Origin of the sequence: Photobacterium sp. S4TG1, from assembly GCF_036040035.1 — a bacterium.
Taxonomy (GTDB): domain Bacteria; phylum Pseudomonadota; class Gammaproteobacteria; order Enterobacterales; family Vibrionaceae; genus Photobacterium.
Genome location: NZ_JAYXUH010000001.1, coordinates 475,949 through 494,828, shown reverse-complemented (window position 1 = coordinate 494,828; position 18,880 = coordinate 475,949). Strand labels below are relative to the sequence as shown.

General features: G+C 38.6%; 17 protein-coding genes. 11 read left to right on the top strand and 6 right to left on the bottom strand.

Features of this window, described 5'->3' with window-relative positions; genetic code table 11:
- The first annotated feature begins 16 nt into the window (after nt 1-16).
- The 5 genes from VXS03_RS02350 (at nt 17) to VXS03_RS02330 (ending at nt 6,508) form a co-directional block, all read left to right on the top strand.
- The gene (locus tag VXS03_RS02350; RefSeq protein ID WP_327761769.1) at nt 17-1,798 is read left to right on the top strand and encodes an ABC transporter ATP-binding protein; all 1,782 of its coding nucleotides are present in this window, start codon (nt 17-19) and stop codon (nt 1,796-1,798) included.
- Nucleotides 1,791-3,596: an ABC transporter ATP-binding protein gene (locus VXS03_RS02345; RefSeq protein WP_327761768.1), complete on the top strand. Its 1,806-nt coding sequence runs from the start codon at nt 1,791-1,793 to the stop codon at nt 3,594-3,596. Before VXS03_RS02350 ends, VXS03_RS02345 begins: the two co-directional genes overlap by 8 nt.
- Nucleotides 3,597-3,680: 84 nt before the next feature.
- A complete protein-coding gene (locus VXS03_RS02340) occupies nt 3,681-5,141 on the top strand; it encodes a glutathione synthase (protein WP_327761767.1) in 1,461 nt (486 codons plus the stop codon).
- 129 nt (nt 5,142-5,270) lie between these two features.
- Nucleotides 5,271-5,744, top strand: coding sequence for a hypothetical protein (locus VXS03_RS02335; protein ID WP_327761766.1), 474 nt, complete (start codon nt 5,271-5,273; stop codon nt 5,742-5,744).
- 140 nt (nt 5,745-5,884) lie between these two features.
- Nucleotides 5,885-6,508 carry a MarC family protein gene (locus tag VXS03_RS02330; RefSeq protein ID WP_327761765.1) on the top strand — a complete coding sequence of 208 codons (624 nt, stop codon included), beginning with the start codon at nt 5,885-5,887 and terminating at the stop codon, nt 6,506-6,508.
- Nucleotides 6,509-6,595: 87 nt separating this feature from the next.
- On the opposite strand, the gene VXS03_RS02325 is transcribed toward VXS03_RS02330, so the two are convergent.
- On the bottom strand, nt 6,596-6,985 hold the full coding sequence (locus VXS03_RS02325; protein ID WP_327761763.1) for a hypothetical protein: 390 nt from the start codon (nt 6,983-6,985) through the stop codon (nt 6,596-6,598).
- 972 nt (nt 6,986-7,957) lie between these two features.
- Between VXS03_RS02325 and VXS03_RS02320 the strand changes: the two genes are divergently transcribed.
- Nucleotides 7,958-8,452: a hypothetical protein gene (locus VXS03_RS02320; RefSeq protein ID WP_327761762.1), complete on the top strand. Its 495-nt coding sequence runs from the start codon at nt 7,958-7,960 to the stop codon at nt 8,450-8,452.
- 73 nt (nt 8,453-8,525) lie between these two features.
- Here VXS03_RS02320 and rsmS read toward each other — a convergent pair whose 3' ends face one another.
- The 4 genes from rsmS to dinG are packed head-to-tail and all read right to left on the bottom strand — an operon-like array spanning nt 8,526 to nt 12,203.
- Nucleotides 8,526-8,699 (bottom strand): pleiotropic regulatory protein RsmS, encoded by a 174-nt coding sequence (gene rsmS / locus VXS03_RS02315; RefSeq protein WP_327761761.1) that lies wholly within the window; start codon nt 8,697-8,699, stop codon nt 8,526-8,528.
- A gap of 39 nt (nt 8,700-8,738) precedes the next feature.
- The gene (gene priC, locus VXS03_RS02310) at nt 8,739-9,290 is read right to left on the bottom strand and encodes a primosomal replication protein (RefSeq protein WP_327761760.1); all 552 of its coding nucleotides are present in this window, start codon (nt 9,288-9,290) and stop codon (nt 8,739-8,741) included.
- Between the two features lie 24 nt (nt 9,291-9,314).
- Nucleotides 9,315-10,088, bottom strand: a complete 774-nt coding sequence (locus VXS03_RS02305; RefSeq protein WP_327761759.1) for a sulfite exporter TauE/SafE family protein — start codon at nt 10,086-10,088, stop codon at nt 9,315-9,317.
- Nucleotides 10,089-10,118: 30 nt separating this feature from the next.
- Nucleotides 10,119-12,203 (bottom strand): ATP-dependent DNA helicase DinG, encoded by a 2,085-nt coding sequence (dinG, locus tag VXS03_RS02300; protein ID WP_327762030.1) that lies wholly within the window; start codon nt 12,201-12,203, stop codon nt 10,119-10,121.
- 533 nt (nt 12,204-12,736) lie between these two features.
- On the opposite strand from dinG, the gene VXS03_RS02295 reads away from it, so the two are divergent.
- Nucleotides 12,737-13,723, top strand: a complete 987-nt coding sequence (locus VXS03_RS02295; RefSeq protein WP_327761757.1) for a porin — start codon at nt 12,737-12,739, stop codon at nt 13,721-13,723.
- A 139-nt stretch (nt 13,724-13,862) separates the two neighbouring features.
- Nucleotides 13,863-14,504, top strand: coding sequence for a YccT family protein (locus VXS03_RS02290; RefSeq protein WP_327761756.1), 642 nt, complete (start codon nt 13,863-13,865; stop codon nt 14,502-14,504).
- Between the two features lie 113 nt (nt 14,505-14,617).
- On the opposite strand, the gene VXS03_RS02285 is transcribed toward VXS03_RS02290, so the two are convergent.
- Nucleotides 14,618-14,965 (bottom strand): conjugal transfer protein TraR, encoded by a 348-nt coding sequence (locus tag VXS03_RS02285; protein WP_327761755.1) that lies wholly within the window; start codon nt 14,963-14,965, stop codon nt 14,618-14,620.
- Nucleotides 14,966-15,321: 356 nt separating this feature from the next.
- On the opposite strand from VXS03_RS02285, the gene VXS03_RS02280 reads away from it, so the two are divergent.
- From VXS03_RS02280 to dnaX, 3 genes are all read left to right on the top strand, one after another.
- A complete protein-coding gene (locus tag VXS03_RS02280; protein WP_327761754.1) occupies nt 15,322-15,738 on the top strand; it encodes a YbaN family protein in 417 nt (138 codons plus the stop codon).
- A gap of 124 nt (nt 15,739-15,862) precedes the next feature.
- A complete protein-coding gene (gene apt, locus VXS03_RS02275; RefSeq protein WP_297482437.1) occupies nt 15,863-16,408 on the top strand; it encodes an adenine phosphoribosyltransferase in 546 nt (181 codons plus the stop codon).
- A 279-nt stretch (nt 16,409-16,687) separates the two neighbouring features.
- Complete coding sequence (gene dnaX / locus VXS03_RS02270) at nt 16,688-18,850, top strand: DNA polymerase III subunit gamma/tau (RefSeq protein ID WP_327761753.1); 2,163 nt, start codon at nt 16,688-16,690, stop codon at nt 18,848-18,850.
- Nucleotides 18,851-18,880: the final 30 nt, after the last annotated feature.

The following is an 18,880-nucleotide window of genomic DNA, read 5'->3' as shown; positions in this document are numbered from 1 at the left end:
TAAGGCGAAGTAAGTTATGGCTATTATTTGGAAGTTACGCCTCTACATTAGAATGTTTGCTAGGCAATATTTGATTGCCATTGTTGCCTTGCAAGTGGTTGCTTTACTTAATTTAATTCCATCATGGTTAATTGGTCATATTGTTGATGATATCAGCCATGACAGATTGAATTTAGCGTCGTTACTTATTGATATTAGTGGAATTATTGGATCTGCATTAGCAATGTATGGCTTACGTTATATATGGCAAAGCCGATTATATGGTGCCGCTATTGGTATAACACGCGTACTACGACGAGATTTGTTTCACCAATTATCTTTATTGTCACCGTCATTTTATGCTCGTCGTAGCACTGGTGATTTGATGGCACACGCAACCAATGATCTAAACGCAGTAGAAGAATCTACTGGTATGGGCATTATGACGTTAGTGGATTCTTTTATTGCGGGCTTTACGGTTATTTTTGGAATGATTTTTGTTGTTAGTGGCCAATTAACTGCGGTTGCTTTACTGCCTTTTCCTTTATTAATTTATTGCACGCATAGATATGGTTCACGGTTACACCAAGCGTTTGATGCCGCTCAAGCCAGTTTTTCTGATTTAAATGAAGAAACGCGTGAAACGGTAACAGGGGTTAGAGCGGTACGTTCACATGGTATTCGTGCGCGCCAAGAACAACGCTTTGAGCAATCGTTAGATAAAACGTTAACCACGAACCTTGCCGTGGCAAAGGTTGATGCTGCTTTTGCTCCGACGGTTCAGGTTATTTACGGTTTTTCTTTTGTTTTGTCGTTGGCTTATGGTGCATGGTTGATTTCGCAAGGCAATATAACCATTGGCTTATTTACAACATTTACTCTTTATCTTGGGCAATTAATGGGACCCTTTATGCAATTTGGCTGGCAATTTAATGTGTTTCAACGAGGAAATACATCATGGTCACGCTTAGAAGCACTATTTGCAGAACAACCCGATGTAAAACAAGGCAGTGAAATATTACCTGAAGATGTTGAACCCAATCTAGATATCAATATTACGGCATTTGTTTATCAAGATGCCAATCAATGTGCGTTGCAAGATGTGCACGTTAAAGTCCCAGCGAAGGGGTTGGTCGGTGTTACTGGGCCTACTGGTGGTGGAAAAAGTACATTATTGCATTTAATTATGCGTCAATTTCCATTGGTAAAGCCATCTGAGATATACCTTGGTGAATATGCAATTGATTCATTGACGTTTGATTCTTTACGCCAAAATTTAGCCTGGGTACCTCAAAAACCATTGTTATTCTCTGGTTCTATTGCTGAAAATATTGCTTTTGCTAAACCAAATGCAACGCGCGAAGAGATTATTCATGTTGCTGAAATGGCAGCCATTAAATCTGAAGTTGAATCAATGCCACAAGGTTTTGATAGCATGCTTCATGAAGGTGGGACTAATTTATCAGGAGGCCAACGTCAGCGATTAACGCTCGCAAGAGCCTTACTTTCGGGGGCCAATATCTTGTTATTAGACGACCCATTTAGTGCGTTAGATATGAAAACAGAAGCAATAATTCGTAAAAATTTAAAGCTGCATTATGGGCATAAAACCATGTTATTAGTGACGCAGCGTTTAGCTAACTTAATCAATGCTGATCATATTTTGGTTTTAGAACAAGGACGCATAATAGAGCGTGGAACGCATGCTGAGTTAATGTGTCAGCAAGGGTGGTACGCAACGGTTTATCAACGTCAAACACACTTTAATTCAGCGACTAAGGCACAATTCGCATCGCAAGTAGAGGTGACGCATGCTTAACATTCAGGCGGTAAAAACATCACTATTTTGGCGATTGCTAGCGTATTCATTACCTCATAAAGCTCGGTTTGTGGTGGCGTTTATGTTGTTAGCGGTTGCAGTGGCAGCTGAGATGATGATCCCTTGGCTAGCGAAAATTATTGTTGATGATGTGATTGTGCCACAACAATTTGAATGGCAGCAACTAGGGTGGTTGATTGCGGCCGTGATGGGATCTTATTTAATTGCTGCGCTGTTTTCTTATTGGCAAGCGGTAACATTTCGTCATAGCGCATTATTAGTTATTAATGATATCCGACGAAATTTATTTAGTCATATATTGAATTATCCGATTGGTGTTTTTGATAAACAACCAGCGGGTACTTTAGTGTCATATATTACTAATGATACTGAATCAATGCGTGAAATGTTTGTGTCTACTATTCCAACTATTATTCAAGGTGGATTGCGAATTAGTGCAATATTTATTGCGATTGCCATGCTTGATTGGCGGTTGATGCTACTTAGTTTAGTGCTTATACCAACCTTGCTGTTTACGATGCATTTATACCGAAAAATATCGATGCCGGTGTTTAATGGTGTTCGAGAACAGATCAGCCATATCAATGGGCGTCTCAATGAGTCACTACAAGGTATGGCATTGATACAAGCTTTTAGACAACAGGCTGTTTTTCGGGACAAACTTGAACAGGAAAATCAACGGTGGTTTGCTTTTCGATCTAAATCTATTGGTATTGATAGCTTAATGTTGATTCCTTTGACTCGTTTAGTTTCAACATTAACTGCGGCAGCAATTGTGGCGTGGTTTGCAAAAGGCTCATTAACGACGGTTATTGATGTGGGTACGCTATACGCCTTCTTAAACTATATTGAACGTTTTTTTGACCCCTTTAGACAGTTATCAATGGAGCTACGAAAGTTGCAGATAGCGACGGTATCATCTAAACGTATTTTTGAGTTGTTTGATGATCAATCTGAGCCTGAATTACCGTTAACAACGAATGTAGCGATGCCGCCACAATGTGATATTGAATTTCGCAATGTTAGCTTGAGTTATGAACAAGGGCTGCCAGTTTTAAAAGATGTTAGTTTTGTCGCTAAAGGTGGGAAATTTACTGCGATAGTTGGACATACGGGAAGTGGAAAAAGCTCTATTATCAATGTATTGATGCGTTTTTATCAACATCAGCAAGGGCAAGTTTTAGTTGGGGGGCAACCGTTATTATCAATACCAGAAACACAGCTGCGTAAGATATTTGGTTTAGTCTCTCAAGATCCAACCATTTTTAGCGGTTCGGTGCTGGATAATATTGAGTTATCACATGCAACGCTTAATGAAGATCGCGCAATGACTGTTGCTAAACAGGTGCGAGCACATGATTTTATTCAGCGTTTAAAAGGGGGCTATCACCATCATCCAAGTGTCGGTGGCGGATCGTTATCTGTAGGTGAGCGACAATTATTGGCACTGGCTCGAGCGTTATCTCACGACCCTCAAATATTTTTATTAGATGAGGCAACGGCTAATATTGATAGTGAAACCGAAGAAGCGGTCAAGATCGCGTTAGATAATATTCAAGATGAAAGAACCGTTATTATCGTCGCTCATCGTTTATCGACGGTTCAAAATGCAGATCAAATCTTAGTTATGAATCAAGGTCAAATTGTTCAAAGTGGTACTCATGAAGCTTTAATTGCGCAAGATGGCGATTATCGAGATTTATATTTAGCCCAGCAAGAACAACAACAAAATGAACAATTAACAACGACATTAGGCCTAGTATCGGCACCAGTGTAATGAAAGTTATATTTTAAAATCAGTCGATTACTAGGCTAAGCGGAATAATTACAAAATTAAGCTGTATTAAAGAGCGATGAAAATATGAATATCAATAAAAAACCATTTATTGCACCACAGATTATTGAAGATGCTTGTGAATGGGCAATTATGCATGGTGTAGCTTTCCGTCAGGCTGATGATACAGCCAAGCACTGCCCATTGAGTATTGCCCCTATGACCATTGAACGTGAGGTTTACACGCATTTACGTCGCGTCGTGCCATTACTTACAAAATTGATCAGCAATGTGGCAGAAGATTCTGATTTTTTACAGTCAGCATTAGGGGATATGGCACAAGCAGATCCTTTCTTTGGTCGTTTAATGGCACTTCACCATCAGATTCACGGTGATGCTAATCATCGACATGAACCCGCGCGTCAGCCGTTATTATTAATGCGGACTGATTTTATGGATGATCGCCAATATGGTGCCAAAGTTATTGAATTTAATGGTATCGCTGCGGGGATGGCTCCATTTGGGCAACGTGCAACTGAATTTCATGCCTTTATGCAGCGTCAATGGCCTGAGACTTACCAATCATGGTTAGAGGATACATCAGCTATACCTGCTGAAAATGAAGGTTTAACACAATTAGCCAAAGGTATAGTGACTGCAGCGACTCAAATAAAAACAGATTTTAACGAGCAAGGTTCACCTGTTTTTCTGATGGTTGTGCAGAAAAATGAAGATAATGTTTATGATCAACACCTACTTGAAATAGCGTTGCAGCAACAAGGTATACGTACTGTGAGACGTACTTTTGAACAGCTAAGCGCACAATTATTAACTGGCCCCAATCAGCGACTGATGTTGGACGGTGTTGGCGCAGTAGATGTAGTTTATCTACGTGCAGGTTATCAATATTCAGATTATTGTGCTCCAGAGCTTAATGAAGCCGTATGCTGTTATACCTTAAGTCAGATGAGGGTCTTTATTGAGCAGCACCATGTCGCCTTAAATGCGACTGTTGGCCAGCAGCTAGCAACCAGCAAAACGATGCAAATGCTGTTAACTATGATGCCAGCACAAGACTATATGCGCTGGGGCGTTACACTTGACGATGCACAGTTAATTAAAAGTGTGTTAGCTGAAATGAAGCCCATTACCACGGATACAATTAATTGGTTTAATACTCAAGCTATAAAAAGTGAGTGGGTGCTGAAGAACCAGGGTGAGGGCGGTGGCCACTGTGTGTTTGGCGATGATATTAGTGCAACATTAGCGAAATTAGCAGCGACTGAATATGATGCTTGGGCTTTAATGCAACGTTTATATCCTCATGAGCGTGATGTTCCAACTATTGCTATACGTGACGCTAAAGCGACGGTTGTGAATGATTTAGTCAGTGAAATCGGGTTATTTACAGTTTATTTTAAAGGTCAACCTGTGACAGATCTTGATGGCTATGCTGGGTATTTAATTCGTAGTAAACCTGCGAGTGAAAATGAAGGTGGCATTCATAGTGGTAAAGGTATTTTAGACTCTTTAGTATTGATTGATTAACAGGGCAGTATAAAAAGCTGTATAGATACCAAAGTTAAAAATAAAATTGCCATAAAAGCTATTGTGTTATTATCGCTAATAGTCATATTAGATGACTATTAGCGACATTTAGCCATTGGAGTGCACGCAGTGCTTAACCGAACGACCGTTATTTCTTCATTTTTGCTTTCATTAAGTTTTATGGCTCCTTGTGCCTTTGCTGGTACGACACAGCACAATAGTTACCAAGCGCACCCTGCGCAAAATGAAATAGTGACTAAAACAGATTTTGGTAATCAAACGTATATTTTTCATTTCACTAATAATGGCCAACATTTATCAAGTATTGATTTTCTTGATCATATGGAAACACAAGCAACAGCATGCCGTAATTGGTTATATGTACCTGCATTTAGCAATTTAAATGTGGCTGATGAAATTGTATTACGTGTAAATACTAGTTACGATCCCACAACGCATAATTGTACTGCGCATGCTTATTCTGGTAATAATTCAGGTAATATGGACAAAGTGCTGACATTATTTCAAAAGAAAGAGTATGTTGATATTGCAGGGTTTAATTTATCTGCGAATGGATTCACTGCTGCTGCTGAGCAATTATAGTAGCGAATAATTGTTTTTTATTGATATCTTTTAAGAGGGTATCAATAATTAAACTGATAACCAAAACTAAAATCTTTAATAGAATAAGTTAACTATTTTATTAACAAATGGAATTTGTCTTCACTATAAAGAGGTGATTTTTGCTTGGTATTATAATTACTCAGTTTGTTGTGCTTTGGGCTGTGATTGATCCTGTCGGCTCGGTGCCTGTTTATTTGTCACAGACTCAACATTTAACACTACAACAACGTCGCAAAGTGGCGTTAAAAGCTGTTGCAATTGCGAGTGGTGTTTTACTTTTTTTCTTAGTCGCTGGGCAATTATTACTTGAAGCAATGAAAATTCCACTACCTGCATTTCAGGCTGCTGGTGGTTTAGTATTATTACTGTTTGCATTAACGATGATCTTTGGTGAAAGTAAGCCTGAACAGGAACAAAAATTAACTCAAGATATTAGTCATTCAGAACTGGCCGATCTTGCTGTTTATCCTTTAGCTATTCCATCTATTGCATCACCAGGCGCCATGATGGCTGTGGTGATGTTAACGGATAATCATCGCTATTCATTGGTGGATCAAGCAATAACTGCGGGCGTGATGATGGCAGTATTGTTTGTTAGTTTATTATTATTACTAAGTGCGACAACTATTCAAAAATGGATTGGTAACATTGGTGCCGCGATTATTAGTCGAGTGATGGGCTTAATTTTAGCGGCGGTTGCAGTGAATAATTTATTACAGGGAATTAAAGATTTTTATATTTAGCTTAATCGCATTATTATGAGTATAAATATTATCTTATTCTGTTGTTAAAATAATGATAGGTGGCTAAATTAATAGCCACCTTTTATATTACTTACAATTACCAGAGAAACCATTATTAATACGGTTTTGTTGTTGAGTTTTACCTGAATCAATAATTTCTTGTTTTACAAATTCAAGCGTCTTATTCGGTGTTTGTGCATGTAATTGTTTAGCAATAGTATTAATTTTTGCAGTATTACCTGATGCCGCATAGTTTGCACCTAGCGCAATAAGTGCTGCAGAACCTCTCATGTTATGGTTATTCTTTGCAATATTTTCTAATGTATTTAAGCCTGACATATCACAGTGATCAAGTTTCTCTGCTGCTTGAACTAAGTCTTCGCCTAATACCATATTACCTGCAGCCTCTTTAATTGAATTACAACCAGCGAGTACTGTGCTTGATAATAATAATGTAATTAGAATTGATTTTTTCATGATAGATCCTGTTATATTGGATAATAATAGATTTATATATGTTCATTAAATAATAATATGTGTTGAAATGTATTTATTTAATGGGTGTCTGCATTGGAAATAAATGCTAAAGATTATTTAAATTACATGCAAATATATACGCTGCTAGCAAAAATATAACTGTAAACTATTATTTACGTAATTGAGAATTATTATCACTTGCGTTTGAATGTGACAACATATTATTATCTTTTAAAATTCGTATTTACTTTTTTGTTACATTTGAAATTATTGTTATTTATTAAGTTGTTAATGTTTATTTTTGTTTTTTAAGCGTCAAGCAGGATATTTTTCACTCTTAAAATGTAAAATATTTATTGTCACGATAAGTATTTTTAATCAATATGATTAAGGTTGTACTATTGAACAAAAAACACTCGCCGTATTGTTTGTTTTATGTTCATTGACCAAAGGGAAGATCTTGATGCACTTAATAGGTCGAGCTTTACCGTCGTCGTGATCTACTGTTCGTTGAGTATTAATCATTATAACGATGTAGAGTGATCATAATTATCTCAGCGTGGTGACAGCGGGTTTATTGTGGTGGTTCGTGTGGCTGTTAATACTATCATTGTGTGAAAAACCAACTAAACTTTAAGCATAAATATGTGTGTTGTTAGTTAATTCCTAAGGCGTGATTAACCAATAAGACAAAATGAGTAAATGTGTGGTGTTGATGACGGTTTAATACTCGGTAAAAAATAGACGTTGATACAAATTAACGTTTTTATATTGCTAGACAAATAGTTACAATCTGCTGATTGAAAATCAATCTAGCAGTGCTTTATTTTTGTTGTTGAAAACGGCAGAATGAGCATACATTTGAGCTCTGTCTCCTATTTGAACTAATTTTTGATAAAATATATAGCAGTTTATCGAGTAGGTGGTAAGGTCTCACCGCATTCCGAATTCTTAAAGTAAAAGGTTACAAATATGTCTGATGTACCAGAGTCTGTTGCAAACGTTGCCGCTGTCGCTCAACCTGTTGCTGAATCTTCAGGTTCTATCTGGGGTTATGTAGCAGCAGGTAGTGTAGCGTTATTGGTGCTAGCGGGTATCTTCGCTTATCGTAAAATAAATCAACCAGCATTTGTTATTAATCAGGTTCGTAAGAAAAACCTTAAAGAAATGAAAAAACAGGGTACTGAAAACTCTGAATTTATGGTTGATATGGATCGCTTACTTGATTCCATTTTACGTTACACAACTGAAAATAAAAAGAAAGGCTCTGATGTAGTCACATTGCTTAAGCCATTGAACGATAAAGAGCGTATCAAAACGCCACGTGATATGTACCAATCAATGATCTTCATTGCCAATGATATTAACGATACAGCGCTTGCTAAAGATTTGAAAAACAAATCGAAGCAAGTGAAATCAAGTTCAGCATTGATGGCTGGTTTGTTAAAGCGTGCGGGCATTAACTAATTTATTTTTAAGATAAAATAGATATTATAAAGGGCTGATTTATTCAGCCTTTTTTTATTGTTATTGTTATTGATTATGATTTTGACGGTTGTGATTGCAATTTTTTCTCAAAATCATGACGTACAATATCAAGTGCAGATAGGACTATTTGTGGATCTATCGCGTTATCTTCTAAAAGGTAGATCAAATCAACCGCAAGTTTAATCTCTGCTGGTGCATTATCTAATGATGTTGGTGTCTTACTCATTAATGAATCTCTTTGGTTTAGTGTTGAAGAGAGAAGATATTAACCTTTTCTCTCACGGCGATTAATTTCATTTTCGAGCGTTATCAATGCTGCTTGGCAGCGGCTTATACGGCCTTCTAAGGCAAGAACTTCTTTTTGAGCTTGTTGCTGTTCAAATTGAGAGCCACACCGATTAACTAATGCTTCTTTATCTCTGAGCATTGCTTTTAAACGGCGTTCCCAGTCTCTATGCTTATTAAGATCTTGGTATACATCATTGATTGAACGTTGCCATTTAGCGGCTTGCTGTGGCTCTTTTTTACGAAGGTGTTGGGTTGCGAGTTCACGCTGAATAGCATTAATTTGAGCGACAAGTCTTTCACACATATGTTGGGTACGTTCTGGTAATAATTTACCTGCTTGTTGTTCTTTTTGTAATATTGTCAGTTTTTGTGCTATTTCTATAACACAAGGTGTGAGTAATTTACTTCGATGACGAAATAACTGTTGATCAAATAATGGTCGCTGCGCTTCACCACGTAAACGATCCGCTTCTATTGCTTGTTGCTGAAGTTGCTCAATCAGTGTTTGTAGTCGAGAAAGATCAATCATTGTTATACCTTGAAAAGATCACGGTTAAAGCCACGCTTGCCACGCTAATTTAGCGGCAAGAATAAACACGACTGTAATAAAAACGGGACGAATAAATTTAGCGCCAAAATGAATGGCCGAATGGGCCCCTAAATAGGCGCCAATCATTAAACATATGCCCATAATTAAACCTAGCGCAAGATTGACATGGCCTAAAATAATAAATGTGATAAGTGAGGTAATATTACTTGTGAAATTCATGGCTTTTGCCAGCCCACAAGCCCGCAACATATCTAATCGATACAAGACTAAACTTGATACTGTCCAAAATGCACCTGTTCCTGGCCCTGCTAAACCATCATAAAAACCTAAGCTCGATCCTTGTAACCATTGTTTTCGTTTGAAGGCTGCGGTGACTTCAGGTAATTGTGTTTGATCTGGATTAGGGTGTGGGTGCCATAAGCTGTAAATTGCGACGGCAAAAATGACTAAGGGTAGAATTTTTTCTAGCCATGCACCGCTGATGAGATTGACTGTCAGCGTACCAATAATGGCACCAATAAAAGTAGCAACAAAAGATGCTTTCCAAAACTGCGGGTTAAATAATTGCTTTTTGTAATACGTCCATGCAGCTGTTGAGGAAGCAAAACTTGCAGCTAGTTTATTAGTACCTAGAGCGATATGGGGAGGCAGGCCGAGGGACAGTAGTGCCGGAACGGTAAGCATACCGCCACCGCCCGCGACTGCATCAATAAAGCCGGCTGCTAATGCAACAACGCCAAGTATCAATAATGTACTTGGTTCAATCATATCAATCATTTTAATGCTTTTTTATTATGGCTAAGATGATTAGTTGTATTCAATTACGCGTTTGAATGGAGGCAAAGAATCCAGCAATGCTTTTCCATAACGACGATTAATAATACGACGATCTAAAATAACCACTCTACCAGAATCAAGCTCTTTTCGCAGCAAACGACCTACTGATTGAATTAACTTTTTACTCGCTTCTGGAACAGAAATTTGTAAGAAAGGGTTACCACCTTTACTTTCAATATATTCCGCATGTGCTTCTTCAACTGGTGATGTTGGTACGGCAAATGGAATTTTAGTAATAATCAGGTTTTTTAGTAAATCACCCGGTAAATCAAGACCTTCAGAGAAACTCCCAGTGCCAAATAAAATGCTTGGAATACCTTTTTTACAATTTTCTTTATGTTTTTTTAGCGTTTCATTGCGTGATTCTTCACCTTGAACCAGTAATTGCCATTTGTTTTTCTTGGCTAATGGTCGCAGTGCATCCGCAACTTTGTTCATTTGCCAGTAAGATGAAAATAACACTAAGCTTGCCGTTTCACCTTCAAGGTATTCAGGTAATACTTCTATTAGTAGGTCTGTAAATTGTTCTGCTTGTGGCTCAAGCTTTAACGCTGGAATAACTAACCGAGCGTTGTTTTGATAATCAAACGGTGATGCAAGTGCAAGAAAACGTGTGCCTTCTGCTTCTGCATCGGAGATTCCCGCTTGACGACAAAAGAAGCTAAATTGATTTAATGCACGTAATGTTGCCGATACCAAAATAGCGCCTGCAGCACGGCTCCATAACAGTTGATCAAGACGGTAGCCAACTTCTAAGGGAGATACTTCAATTATGTAATCATTTTCACGTTCAGGGCTTTTTTCTATCCAACGTGCAAGAGGTGCCCCTTTTTTATGGTTTGGCTGTGCCATTAATGACCAAACTTTTTCTAAATTCTCAAGGCGTTGAAGGTAAAAGCCGATCTCAGTAAGTGCTTGCTCACCTAAGCGTGGAATTATTACGTTTTCCTTGGTGCGCTCAGCGATAAGATCTTGAATTTTACCTAATGACTGTAATGCTTTTTTGCTGGCGTCTTTACAGCCTTTTGCTTCTTCTTCGAGCCATGGGGGTAGCTCGCCATGTTCAAAGCGATAGATGCCATCTTTATTGAATTTGCTTGAATCAATAGTGTTAGCGATTTGATTTAAGGTCGGTACTAAATGCTGCACGCTGTCTTGAATCGCATTTTGGAACCGATTGGCTTTTTGGTAGTCAGCTAACTCAGCAAATTTAGCCACAATTTGATTGAGTTTTTCAAGCCATGTTGCTGCTCCTTTGAGGCTAGATGCGGCAGATGAGAAATCACGAGCAACTTGCGGTAGATGGTGTGCTTCATCAATAACATAAATGGTCTGTTCAGGCTCAGGTAAAATAACACCGCCCCCCAGCTCAATATCTGCCATTAGCAAGGCATGGTTTGCAACAATAACATCGGCTTTATCTAGGTGCTCGCGCGCTTTAGCAAAAGGGCAACTACGGTGCTTTGGCATTCCAGCATGACAGCTATGTTTATCTGCCATAATTTGTTGCCATACTTTGTCTGGAATTGTTGTCGGCCAACTATCACGATCTCCATCCCACTTGTTTTGTTCGGTGGCTTTGAGCATTCGTTTAAGCAAATCAAGATCGGATTTTCTTGGTTTTTCTTCCCACATGCCCAGTTGTAACTCACTATCGGTTGAACAACTGGCTTCTAATTTGTGGTTACAACAATAGCGTTGACGCCCTTTGGCGAGAATAAAGCTAAATTCTCGAGGGAAAATTTGATTAAACAATGGTAAATCTTTAGTGATTAATTGTTCTTGAAGAGCCACTGTTGCAGTTGAAATTAATAATTTTTTATTATTGAACAATGCAAAAGGGATCCCTCCAATTAAATAAGCCAGAGATTTACCGATACCCGTTCCTGCTTCAGCAACCAGAACTCGATTTTTTTTATGGTATTCACCCGCGAGTGTTTTCGCTATTTCTGCGACTAAATAGTTCTGCGCGCGACGAGGAATAAAGTTATCGAGTTGATGACCAAGATTGGTGTAACACTGTTTGATATCGTTTTTTATGGTGTTGTGCAACATGGTTGAAACTTCATAAGGACCGGGGAATGCATTATAGCACGAAGCACTAAATGTGAGCGGTAACAAAAATCACGCTATTTATATTTTAAAGTGAGGGGTTGCTCACGATTTTTTATTCTCATTACATTTGCGTTGTAGCGAGTTTCTGCATCTAACTTTTAATTCTATATATATCATTTTAATACAGTGTTTTATGCTGTATTTTTTGTTTTTTTAGGTGAATTAGTTATGCAATATACAAGTGTTCATAGGTATTAATTTAATGTTAATTGCATTTTTTTACTTATTTTTTTGTGATTAATATCCAATCTATTTTTCGTAACTATTTGTTTTTGTGATGTGTTTTATGTTTTTTTATATTTAATTTAGATTATTTGACAAAAATATTGAACTTCTGTCAGGATGTGAGCCATAAATTACTTCCTTTGTTTTTAGTGTTTTGTTTTTTAAACAGCGCACATGACAGGGGAATATAAGGACAGGGAATCTCAGGACTGAGATTTACAACAATAAGAAAGGCAGTGGACATACTCATGAAAAAAACTCTATTAGCGCTAGCAGTTCTAACTGCAGCTGGTTCTGCAAATGCTGGCATCAACCTTTATGATGCAAATGGTGTTAAAGTTGATCTTTCTGGCGCAGCTGAAGTACAACTTTATGATGGTTTTGAAAAGAATGCTGATTCAACTATTCGTCTTGATGATGGTGATTTAGTTCTTCATGCAACAGTTGCTGTTTCTGATAATTTGAACGTTGTTTCTGGTACTGCATTCAAATACGAAAGCCGTGATTTACAGAACTACGAGCTATGGACTGGTTTCTCTGGTGAATTCGGAACGATAACTATTGGTCGTCAACTTTTAGTTTCGGATGATTCAGGTATCGGTAAAGATTATGAGTTGGGCGCAGGTCAAGTTGATTTCGCACAAACTGAAGGTGACCGTGTTGCTAAGTACGTTTACGACAACGGTACTTTCTACACTGCAGTTTCTCATGAAATGGACACTGACCACAGCACTACAATTACCGATGGTCGCGTTGGCTTCCGTACTGGTGGTCTAGATGTTCGTGTGTATGGTTACGACGGTAAGCGCATTGGTCTTAAAGGCTTAACTGAGTTCAATGACAAGAATGGCAATCCAATCATCATTCCTGGTGAAGCGGGTGAAGATATCGGCGGCTACAACCTTGAAGCTGAATACGCAATGGGTGCAATTAACCTAGCAGCATCTTTTGGTCAAGTTAAGTACCAAGCTGCTGATACTAAAGTAACGCAAAAGAACATTGATCTATACGAAATCAACGGTTCTTACACTATCGATAAAACAACATTGGCACTTGGTTATGTTCGTGGCGAAGATAAAGTTGATAACGGTAACGTAATTAACAATGTGTACGCAAACGTAACTCAACAACTGCACAGTAATGTACGTGCATACCTTGAACTAGGTTACTCTGACGACAAGAAAGATGAGCTAGAAGATTTCGGTTACGTTGCTGGTCTAGAAGTTAAATTCTAATTTGGCTGTGATGTAATGATAGTTAAAGCCGCCTTCTTGGCGGCTTTTTGCTAAGCAGAGGGTGGCTATTGCTATCACGCTAATTTATAGCAGTAGTGATAACAATGATCAGCCAATAAACAGATATTAAGGATGAATAATGAAAAAAAATTTATGGCTATTAGTCGCATTATTTTCAGTAACAGCACAAGCGGCGACATTGACAGTAGCAGATAAAGTAAAGTTATTAGCCGTTGATGGTAAAGAAGTAAAGAGCCAAGGTTGGAGCGAGGTTGATAGTGTTGAGTTAACTGACGGTAAACACCAAGTTGTAGTTCGTTTTGATGGTGACGTTAAACGTGGTTCAAAAACAACAATTTATACAACTCGTCCTTATTTGTTTGATATTGATTTAGCGGGTAAGAATGCTGAAATAGTATTGCCTAGATTAACCACAGAATCACAAGCAAAAGCTTTCTTTGAACGTGGTGCAACGTGGCAACTAGCACTTGAAAATGGTGTTGTAAAGCCACTGGTTGGCGTTGAACTACAAGGAGAAGGCTTTGCTGCATACAGTGATATTGAAGCCGTTATTGCAGCTTATAATCGTGATAATGGTATTGTGATTGAGCAAGGTAATGCTGTTGACTTACAACAAGTTTCTGTAAATGTTGATAATAAAACGGGCAAAGTAGAAATCACTGGTGATGCATTGATACAACTTAAGATGTGGTACACCAAAGCGACAAAAGAAGATAAAAAAGCATTCAAAATTTGGATGGCAGAAAAAGATTTCAATTAACAGTTACGCATAAATTATTCTGTAGTGATGTAATGATTTTGTGCTTAAAAAGTAAAAGGCAACTTACGTTGCCTTTTAATTATTCGTATTAACAATATCACAATTAGCGATAGTTAATCGTGATGGTAACGACTATGTTCACGGCATGATTTGCATCGAGGTTGGGCTGGATCTTGTTCAAGATCGCTGTATTCAATCTCTTCTTCGCAATCAGCACATAAGCCATACATTCCTAATTTAAATGAGCATACCGCTGCATCTACTTTTTCTAATCGTATTGCCATATCAAAAAGATTAGGAATAAAAGACGATTTAGCCATTACGATAAGATCATTGAGATCGGTATTATCTATTGTGTTGGCATTATTATTTAAATGATTGATTAACATTTCATTTTTTAATTGTTTTGCTAGGGACGAGTATTCAGTCTCTAGTGGATACTGAAAATTTTTATAATTCATATCGGTAATAGCCATAGTGATGATATTCAATAGGCAAGCTAGTGATTTTATAATATTAGCTATGCTTTGATTGGGTGTTGTTATACTGCGGCTAAATAAATATCCAATGCAGTACCTCTATGTTTATTAGTCTAATCGAGATTCAGTATACTGTTGTGATTTGAATCAATTCTTTAAACGAATTTAATAAATATTGTTTAATTTCTTGAGAGATATAACGCTTACTAATGAATAACGCGGTATATTAACAATTAAAACTAATTGTCGTTACACGTGGTAAGTTACCTAATTAGAAAAGTGTTAGGGTTGTTAAAAATGTTGATTGAGGTAATAAAAGCTTGAATGAAGCAACAAAGGTGAATAGTAGGGTAGTGCGCTATATTTTAGTCATTATTGGCTGGGTTGCTGTCGCCTTAGGTGTCATGGGGGTTTTTTTACCCTTATTACCGACAACACCATTTTTATTATTAGCGAGTGCTTGTTTTATGAGGGGGTCGCCTAAATTAAATCAATGGCTCCATCAGCATCCACAATTAGGGCCTATTTTAATTAACTGGCATCAGCATGGCGCGGTAACGTCGGTAGTGAAGCGCCGAGGATTGATCATGATCGTGATCAGTTTTAGTTTCTCTATTATTATGGTGCCATTATGGTGGCATAAGGTAATGTTGCTGGTTGGATGCCTAATTTTATTATACTGTTTTAATCGCTTACCGATTGTTGATATTCAACCTGATTCTGTGTCAGTTGCCGAACTCGACGAAAACTCATAAAATGCGCAATTGCACATAAAAATACAGCTGTTATTGACGGCTTTATTTTTATGCTTTGTCTGCAATGAGCAGGCTTTAACTTAAGATTACTCTGCTTGCCGTCAGAGTAAGTACGGAAATAATGATGAATCAAGAAACATTAAATTTAATCACCAACAGCATTAAATCAATTCAAGATTACCCTAAGCCTGGTATTCTTTTTCGTGATGTAACAAGCTTGATGGAAGTACCTGAAGCATACCGTGCAACGATTGCTATTTTAGCTGAGAAGTATCAAGATCAAGGCATTACAAAAGTTATTGGTACTGAAGCTCGTGGTTTCTTATTTGGTGCGCCTTTAGCGTTAGCGCTAGGTGTAGCATTTGTACCTGTACGTAAGCCGGGTAAATTACCCCGTGAAGTGATTGCTGAAAGTTATGAACTTGAGTATGGCAAAGACACACTTGAAATTCATAAAGATGCAATTGTTGCGGGTGACAAAGTGCTGCTTGTTGATGATTTATTGGCGACTGGCGGCACAATTGAAGCAACCACTAACTTAGTGCGCCGTTTAGGCGGTGATGTTAAGGATGCGGCATTTGTCATCAACTTACCGGATATCGGCGGTGAAGCGCGTCTACAAGGCTTGGGTCTTGACGTTTATTCTATTTGTGATTTCCCTGGTCACTAATTGATATGCAATTAGCTTAATTCTGTTATCGATTAAGATGATAGTTGGCTAATCATTGGGCGCTTACTCTGGCGCCCTCTCGCTCACTAAACAGCACTATGCTAGCATGGATGTTGAATTCAATGTTTTACATACCTCATTACTATTTCGTTTATTTTCTTTGTTTTATAATGATTGATATCGGTTACTATCATTATAGCTATGATGGCGAGAATAAAAGAAAGAGTGGCGAATTTCGTTACACCAGATGCAGTCCAGATTGATTAAGGTTATTTATAAATGAGTTATCAGGTTCTGGCCCGAAAATGGCGTCCCTACCAGTTTGCAGATGTGGTTGGACAATCACATGTATTAACTGCACTAGGTAATGCCTTAGAGCAAAATCGGCTTCACCACGCTTATCTTTTTAGTGGTACGCGTGGAGTAGGTAAAACGACGATTGCACGTATTTTTGCAAAAGGGCTAAATTGTGAGCAAGGCATCACAGCAACGCCTTGTGGTAAATGTACAACCTGTCGTGAAATTGATGAAGGACGGTTTGTTGATCTGTTAGAAATTGATGCTGCATCACGCACGAAAGTTGAAGATACACGTGAATTGTTGGATAACGTGCAGTATAAACCTGCACGTGGCCGCTTTAAAGTTTATCTGATTGACGAAGTGCACATGCTTTCACGTCACAGTTTTAATGCGTTACTAAAGACATTAGAAGAACCACCAGAATATGTGAAATTTATTCTGGCGACGACTGATCCACAAAAATTACCAGTAACAATTTTATCACGTTGCTTGCAGTTTCATTTAAAACATCTTGATCACCAACAGATACATGCCCAACTCGACAAAGTTTTAACCGAAGAAAAAGTTGAGTATGAAGCGCGTGCATTGGCGCTATTAGCTCGTGCTGCTGAAGGCAGTATGCGTGATGCATTGAGTTTGACCGATCAAGCGATTGCATTAGGTAATGGTAATGTCAGTGCTGAAACTGTTGCGGCAATGCTCGGTACTTTAGATACTGATCAAGCGTTGTCACTACTTGAAGCGGTAGCTACAACGGATGCTAATACCGCAATGGCAAGTCTGCAGCAGTTAGCGTCAATTGGCATTGAGTGGGACAGTCTATTACGTGAATTATCGGCACAATTGCACCGTGTTGCGATGTTCCAAGCATTACCTGCAAGCTTAGATGAAAGTCTCCCTGATGCTGAAAGAATTAATCTTCTTAGCCAATTGATGTCACCACAAGATGTGCAATTGTGTTATCAAATTTGCTTACAAGGGCGTCAAGATCTATCGTTTGCACCAGATGGCCGTACTGGCTTAGAGATGGTGTTATTGCGAATGCTTGCGTTCCGTCCCGTCAGTGGTGGCAGTATTACGCCTCAGGCGATCGTTGTGCCAAGTAGCCAGCCAGCACCGTTAGCGTCACCAACCGCTGTTAGTGGTGTCTCACGAGTGCAGGCACTAAAAGCGCAAATGCAAACACCAGCAACGAGCAATGTTCAATCAGCAGTCGCACCTGTTTTAGAATCTCAGCCGGTAGTACCTGCTGTTCCTACACCGATGCCTGAAGCTCCTGTCGTTGCGCCTGCGCCACATTTACAATCGCAACCAGCAGTGCAGCAACAGCCACAACCAATGGTACAACAACAGCCACAACCGACAATGCAACCATCAACAGATACAATGCCTGCTCGACCCTCGGCTGCGTCTGGATTATTAGCCGCACGTAACCAGTTACGCAGTCAGACTAAACGAAGCCAAGATGGCCAAACAGCAAGCACATTGCCAAAAAAGGATTTAACGACGCCAGCTAAAAAGGTCGCAACTTCAGTGATGGATCGGATTGCGAGTAAGCAAACGACGATGCCAGCAATGAAATCTCATGCGATGCCGGCGTCGATAGCGACGAATAATGTTGCTGAAGATGATGAATATCGTTGGAAACCGATGGCAAAGCCTGAGTCAGTCGAAGATGTTAAGCTTGAACTGACGCCACGAGTATTGAAGCGCGCTTTAGAACATGAAAAAACGCCAGAGATGGCGAAATTACTTGTCAATGAAGCTGCAAATCAGGATAGTTGGTCACAGTTAGTGACTCAGCTTGATGTGCCAAAATTGATTCAACAATTAGCATTGAACTCGGCTTTTGAACGTGTAGATGATCACATTACATTATTTTTACGTTCAGCTCAGAAACACTTACAAGCTGATCGCGCGACGGCACAATTAAATAGCGCCTTGAATGAGGTGTTACAAACATCTGTACAATTGTCGATTGTCTTGGGCGAACAAGGCCAGACACCGCTTGAGTTACGTGAAAGTTTGTATCAACAAAAATTGTTACAAGCGAAAGACAGCTTAGCTAACGATCCTAATGTTAATTTCATTTGTCAGCGTTTTGCTGCACAACTGGATGAAGAAAGTATTAGACCTGTTTAAAATTTTTAACCCGACCCGATAGAGAGAGAA

Excerpts from the sequence above, each read along its gene's own strand:
- VXS03_RS02350 (WP_327761769.1), top strand. The coding sequence starts at position 17 with ATGGCTATTATTTGGAAGTTACGCCTCTACATTAGAATGTTTGCTAGG.
- VXS03_RS02345 (WP_327761768.1), top strand. The coding sequence starts at position 1,791 with ATGCTTAACATTCAGGCGGTAAAAACATCACTATTTTGGCGATTGCTA.
- VXS03_RS02340 (WP_327761767.1), top strand. The coding sequence starts at position 3,681 with ATGAATATCAATAAAAAACCATTTATTGCACCACAGATTATTGAAGAT.
- VXS03_RS02325 (WP_327761763.1), bottom strand. The coding sequence starts at position 6,985 with ATGAAAAAATCAATTCTAATTACATTATTATTATCAAGCACAGTACTC.
- VXS03_RS02320 (WP_327761762.1), top strand. The coding sequence starts at position 7,958 with ATGTCTGATGTACCAGAGTCTGTTGCAAACGTTGCCGCTGTCGCTCAA.
- rsmS (WP_327761761.1), bottom strand. The coding sequence starts at position 8,699 with ATGAGTAAGACACCAACATCATTAGATAATGCACCAGCAGAGATTAAA.
- priC (WP_327761760.1), bottom strand. The coding sequence starts at position 9,290 with ATGATTGATCTTTCTCGACTACAAACACTGATTGAGCAACTTCAGCAA.
- VXS03_RS02305 (WP_327761759.1), bottom strand. The coding sequence starts at position 10,088 with ATGATTGATATGATTGAACCAAGTACATTATTGATACTTGGCGTTGTT.
- dinG (WP_327762030.1), bottom strand. The coding sequence starts at position 12,203 with ATGTTGCACAACACCATAAAAAACGATATCAAACAGTGTTACACCAAT.
- VXS03_RS02295 (WP_327761757.1), top strand. The coding sequence starts at position 12,737 with ATGAAAAAAACTCTATTAGCGCTAGCAGTTCTAACTGCAGCTGGTTCT.
- VXS03_RS02290 (WP_327761756.1), top strand. The coding sequence starts at position 13,863 with ATGAAAAAAAATTTATGGCTATTAGTCGCATTATTTTCAGTAACAGCA.
- VXS03_RS02285 (WP_327761755.1), bottom strand. The coding sequence starts at position 14,965 with ATGAATTATAAAAATTTTCAGTATCCACTAGAGACTGAATACTCGTCC.
- apt (WP_297482437.1), top strand. The coding sequence starts at position 15,863 with ATGAATCAAGAAACATTAAATTTAATCACCAACAGCATTAAATCAATT.
- dnaX (WP_327761753.1), top strand. The coding sequence starts at position 16,688 with ATGAGTTATCAGGTTCTGGCCCGAAAATGGCGTCCCTACCAGTTTGCA.